Raw genomic sequence first — 3,874 nt, 5'->3', positions numbered from 1 at the left:
TCTTCTGGCGCGCCTGCTTTAATAAATTCAGCAATGACCTTGCGTCCATAAAATTTTGGGTCTTTAATTTGGCTATAGAGTTTGCCGTCAGAAAATGTACCTGCCCCACCCTCACCAAACTGCACATTCGATTCTGGATTGAGGACATTCTTACGCCATAAACCCCAGGTATCTTGAGTGCGCTCTCTCACTGGTTTGCCACGCTCTAATACGATGGGTTTAAAGCCCATCTGCGCCAATACCAATGCAGCAAAAATCCCACAGGGGCCAAACCCGATAACAACAGGGCGTACAAAGTTTGCACCCTTCACTTGTGAGGCATTAGCAACAAAGTGATAACTTGTATCTGGGGATAGCCTTACGTGAACATCGTTTGCAAATCGTTTAAGCAATTTTTCTTCGTTCTTTACCGATAAATCAACGGTATAGATGAATGCAAGGGCGACATTTTTTCTGGCATCGTAGCTTCGTTTGAATACATCAAACTGAACCAGGTCCTGGGCTTGGATATTCAAGCGCTTCAAGATCGCCTCTTCCAATGCCTCGTGGGCATGGCTAATCGGCAAGCGAAGTTCGGTAATACGGATCATGGGACTCTACGATACACAGTAAATCAGGGTAATTTTCTAAATAATACTGGGAGATCCGGCCTATCCCCCTTAAAAGGCGATAATGCACCATGGCTCTACGCGCAACTATCCACAAAGCTGACCTCCACGTCGCAGACTCTGACCGCCACTATTACGGCAGTCACTCCCTCACCATCGCAAAGCATCCCTCCGAAACCGAGGAGCGGATGATGGTACGCATCATTGCTTTTGCCCTGCAAGCTCAGGAAGATCTGGCTTTCACTAAAGGCTTAAGCGATACCGATGAACCTGACCTCTGGGTTAAGGATCTCACGGATGCCATCAAGCTTTGGATTGAAGTGGGTCAACCAGATGAACGTCGCATCCTCAAAGCTTGCAGTCGATCCGATCAAGTCATCGTCTATTGCTATGGCGGACACACCAGCAAAATCTGGTGGGATGGGATTGCGAATAAATTAACTCGAGCCCGTAACCTTCAGGTGATCTCTATTCCTGCGGAGCAGGCCAATGAACTTAATAAGCTAGTCGAGCGCAGTATGGTTCTGCATGTCAATATTCAAGATGGCGAGGCTTACGTTTCTTCAGATATGGGCCAAGTAACTATCACCCCAGAAATCTGGCGCAATCAAGAGCAATGAAGCCGGTAGTTTTAGACACCAATATCTTGTTAGATATTTTTGTCTTTAATGACGCAAGGGCCGACGATCTCAAACAAGCGATTGTGAATGGGAGCATTTCCGCAATTGCGAGTCAGCAAACTTTACTGGAGTTTGCGGATGTCATTTCCCGACCTCTTTTTAAGCTTGATGAATTCACCCAAGCGGACGTAATGACCCAATGGCAATCTATCGCACAGCTATACGATGATTCCAATCTAGCTAGCGCGCCTTGGAAATGCGAAGACCCCGATGATCAAATCTTCTTAGATCTAGCCTATCAATTGAGGCCATCGATACTCATTAGCAAGGACAATGCAGTACTGAAGATCGCGAGTCGAGCTGCTCAAGAAAGTATTCTGATTACCGCTGACTACAACGCCTTTAGGCTTGAGAGCTAAAGCGCAATCCCTTAGCTGCTTCAGCCGCAATTTCAAATGATCTCAAGCGGGCTTGATGGTCATAGATTTGACCAGTGATGATGATTTCATTTGCACCAGTTTGGTCAAGCCAATACTGCATCCCTTTTCTTACTGTTTCTAAGGATCCAACAGCAGAGCAACGCAAGGCATGATCGGCAGTAGTTTTTTCGTGAGGCTCACAGAAATCATTTAAATCATCAATCGGCGGCGGCAATTGTCCGCGCGTATTACGACGCATCCGAATTACGTTTTGTTGCAAGGTAGTAAAAAGGTATGCAGCCTCTTCATCAGTATCCGCGGCGACTACATTCATCACAAATGCACTGTACGGCTTAGCCAGCTTATCGGATGGCTTAAATAACTCTCGATAGGTAGTCATTGCATCTAGCAATTGCTCCGGTGCAAAATGAGAGGCAAAGGCATATGGCAAGCCAAAATGAGCAGCTAGTTGAGCGCCATACAAACTGGAGCCCAATATCCAAATTGGTACTTCGGTGTCTGCCCCCGGAATAGCCTTTACAGATTGCCCTTCCTGAATAGGACCGAAGTAATGTTGCAACTCTCGAACATCCTGTGGGAAGCGATCATCACTTCCTAGTAAATCTCTACGCAAAGCTCTGGCTGTCATTTGATCAGTTCCAGGTGCACGCCCTAAGCCCAATTCGATTCTTCCGGGGTAGATCGACGCTAAGGTGCCAAATTGCTCCGCAATAACTAATGGGGCATGGTTTGGCAACATCACGCCACCAGAGCCGACCCGAATAGTTTTTGTGCCGCCAGCAATATACCCAACTAAGACCGCAGTAGCAGAGCTAGCATTACCGGTCATATTGTGATGCTCCGCCACCCAGTAGCGGGTATAGCCCAATACCTCTGCATGCTGGGCAACATCCAAGGAGTTACGCAAGGCATCCGCAGCGGTAAATCCCTGGGGAATTGGAGATATATCTAGAATGGAGTACGGGACAGAATTTGTCATTCATAGATCATACTGAGAAAGCGGTTTTTTGACATGAGTAAACCTAAAATGGCAGATGCTGATGACGGCCTCTTTAAGCCGGGCAGCAAGCTTAGGCACATCAAGACAGGCGGATTTTATAAAGTAGTACTGCTTGCTAATGTTGAAGCCAATTTAGAACCAGCCTACGTCTATGAATCCCTCCAGTCACATGACTTTTGGATTAGACCAAAAGCAGAAATGGAAGACGGTCGATTTGAATTAATCGATGCTTAAGCTAAAGACAGGAAAATTAAATGACTGAAGATCGCATCAATAACCTTGAAATCAAACTCAGCTTTACCGAGGATTTGATTGATCAACTGAATCAAACCATTTACAAGCAACAGCAACAAATTGAATTTCTATATCGCGAACTTAAATCCATTAAGGAGCAATCTAGCAGCGGAGATGGTGCAGGCATCAGCAGCCCTAAAGATGAAATCCCCCCTCACTATTAAAGCCCTGATAACATTAAGCATAGATAATCCAGTTCATTTAAAAAGGGATACTCATCATGGGTAACTTGTTACCGTTTTTAGTTCAGTGGGGCCTAACCTCTCTGTCCCTCTGGGTCGCCAGCTACCTTTTTAGTGGCCTACGCTTTGCCGATGGTGGTTCACTACTCATTGCTGCCCTGCTACTTGGCTTTGCCAATGCAGTAGTGAAGCCTTTATTGATTCTCTTCACGCTACCGCTCACCGTTCTCACTATGGGACTCTTTTTATTGGTGGTGAATGCCTTGGTACTAATGCTGGTCTCTGCAGTTGTGAGTGGCTTTACGATCTCCAGCTTCTGGACCGCATTCTTTGCCAGCATCTTTATTTCTTTATTCAGCCTGTTTATCAGCGGCTTACTGTTTTAAGTATTACTTCGCCCCCGGGTATATATCAGCCCAGGGGTGGAGCGCATCCCGGCAGGGGTGACTTTTTGAGGTCATGGACCTAGCGTTCTCTGCCAAAATACTGACCCCACCCGTTAAAAATCCAAGGCCAATTGAGACGGCGCTATTGACTACTCCAGCCTGGTTAATGCCCGCCTTAGGATTTGCCAGTGTGCCGCCCATCTTGACGAGTCCCGCTAAATCGAAGCCGGAAGTGAGCCCTGATTTTTCTCGTGGATCAATCATGAGATTCACTGCTTCAGTTTTCAGATTGATAGAGCCAGCCAACACGGCATCTAGCCTGTCCGTTTCAAGTCCAACCGTAT

The 3,874-nt window shown here is 46.5% G+C and carries 7 protein-coding genes and 1 pseudogene; 5 read left to right on the top strand and 3 right to left on the bottom strand.

The window, feature by feature from the left end; translation table 11 throughout:
- A pseudogene (locus B7X71_RS13465) lies at positions 1–590 on the bottom strand (hypothetical protein); the annotation flags it as partial.
- Positions 591–679: 89 nt separating this feature from the next.
- Between B7X71_RS13465 and B7X71_RS13460 the strand changes: the two are divergent.
- Together B7X71_RS13460 and B7X71_RS13455 are read left to right on the top strand one after the other, a co-directional pair.
- Positions 680–1,228 carry a YaeQ family protein gene (locus tag B7X71_RS13460; protein ID WP_293598611.1) on the top strand — a complete coding sequence of 183 codons (549 nt, stop codon included), beginning with the start codon at positions 680–682 and terminating at the stop codon, positions 1,226–1,228.
- On the top strand, positions 1,225–1,647 hold the full coding sequence (locus B7X71_RS13455) for a putative toxin-antitoxin system toxin component, PIN family (RefSeq protein ID WP_293598610.1): 423 nt from the start codon (positions 1,225–1,227) through the stop codon (positions 1,645–1,647). Before B7X71_RS13460 ends, B7X71_RS13455 begins: the two co-directional genes overlap by 4 nt.
- On the opposite strand, the gene B7X71_RS13450 is transcribed toward B7X71_RS13455, so the two are convergent.
- A complete protein-coding gene (locus tag B7X71_RS13450; RefSeq protein ID WP_293598609.1) occupies positions 1,631–2,647 on the bottom strand; it encodes an LLM class flavin-dependent oxidoreductase in 1,017 nt (338 codons plus the stop codon). The genes B7X71_RS13455 and B7X71_RS13450 overlap by 17 nt on opposite strands.
- Before the next feature lie 33 nt (positions 2,648–2,680).
- On the opposite strand from B7X71_RS13450, the gene B7X71_RS13445 reads away from it, so the two are divergent.
- Genes B7X71_RS13445 through B7X71_RS13435 form a run of 3 tightly spaced genes read left to right on the top strand, consistent with a single transcriptional unit; the run spans position 2,681 to position 3,530 of the window.
- Complete coding sequence (locus B7X71_RS13445; RefSeq protein ID WP_215387492.1) at positions 2,681–2,902, top strand: hypothetical protein; 222 nt, start codon at positions 2,681–2,683, stop codon at positions 2,900–2,902.
- A gap of 20 nt (positions 2,903–2,922) precedes the next feature.
- Positions 2,923–3,126 (top strand): SlyX family protein, encoded by a 204-nt coding sequence (locus B7X71_RS13440; RefSeq protein ID WP_215303074.1) that lies wholly within the window; start codon positions 2,923–2,925, stop codon positions 3,124–3,126.
- Between the two features lie 53 nt (positions 3,127–3,179).
- Positions 3,180–3,530 carry a phage holin family protein gene (locus B7X71_RS13435; RefSeq protein WP_215303797.1) on the top strand — a complete coding sequence of 117 codons (351 nt, stop codon included), beginning with the start codon at positions 3,180–3,182 and terminating at the stop codon, positions 3,528–3,530.
- Between the two features lie 3 nt (positions 3,531–3,533).
- Here B7X71_RS13435 and B7X71_RS13430 read toward each other — a convergent pair.
- Positions 3,534–3,874 (bottom strand): hypothetical protein (locus tag B7X71_RS13430; RefSeq protein WP_293601005.1); only part of this gene is annotated, 341 nt, incomplete at its 5' end.

It is taken from the genome of Polynucleobacter sp. 39-46-10, from assembly GCF_002282275.1.
Note: the sequence above shows the minus strand (reverse complement) of the source record. Positions and strands in the feature narration are given on the sequence as shown.

What these genes read in the sequence shown, in the direction of transcription:
- B7X71_RS13460 (WP_293598611.1), top strand. Translation starts at nt 680, where the DNA reads ATGGCTCTACGCGCAACTATCCACAAAGCTGACCTCCACGTCGCAGAC.
- B7X71_RS13455 (WP_293598610.1), top strand. Translation starts at nt 1,225, where the DNA reads ATGAAGCCGGTAGTTTTAGACACCAATATCTTGTTAGATATTTTTGTC.
- B7X71_RS13450 (WP_293598609.1), bottom strand. Translation starts at nt 2,647, where the DNA reads ATGACAAATTCTGTCCCGTACTCCATTCTAGATATATCTCCAATTCCC.
- B7X71_RS13445 (WP_215387492.1), top strand. Translation starts at nt 2,681, where the DNA reads ATGAGTAAACCTAAAATGGCAGATGCTGATGACGGCCTCTTTAAGCCG.
- B7X71_RS13440 (WP_215303074.1), top strand. Translation starts at nt 2,923, where the DNA reads ATGACTGAAGATCGCATCAATAACCTTGAAATCAAACTCAGCTTTACC.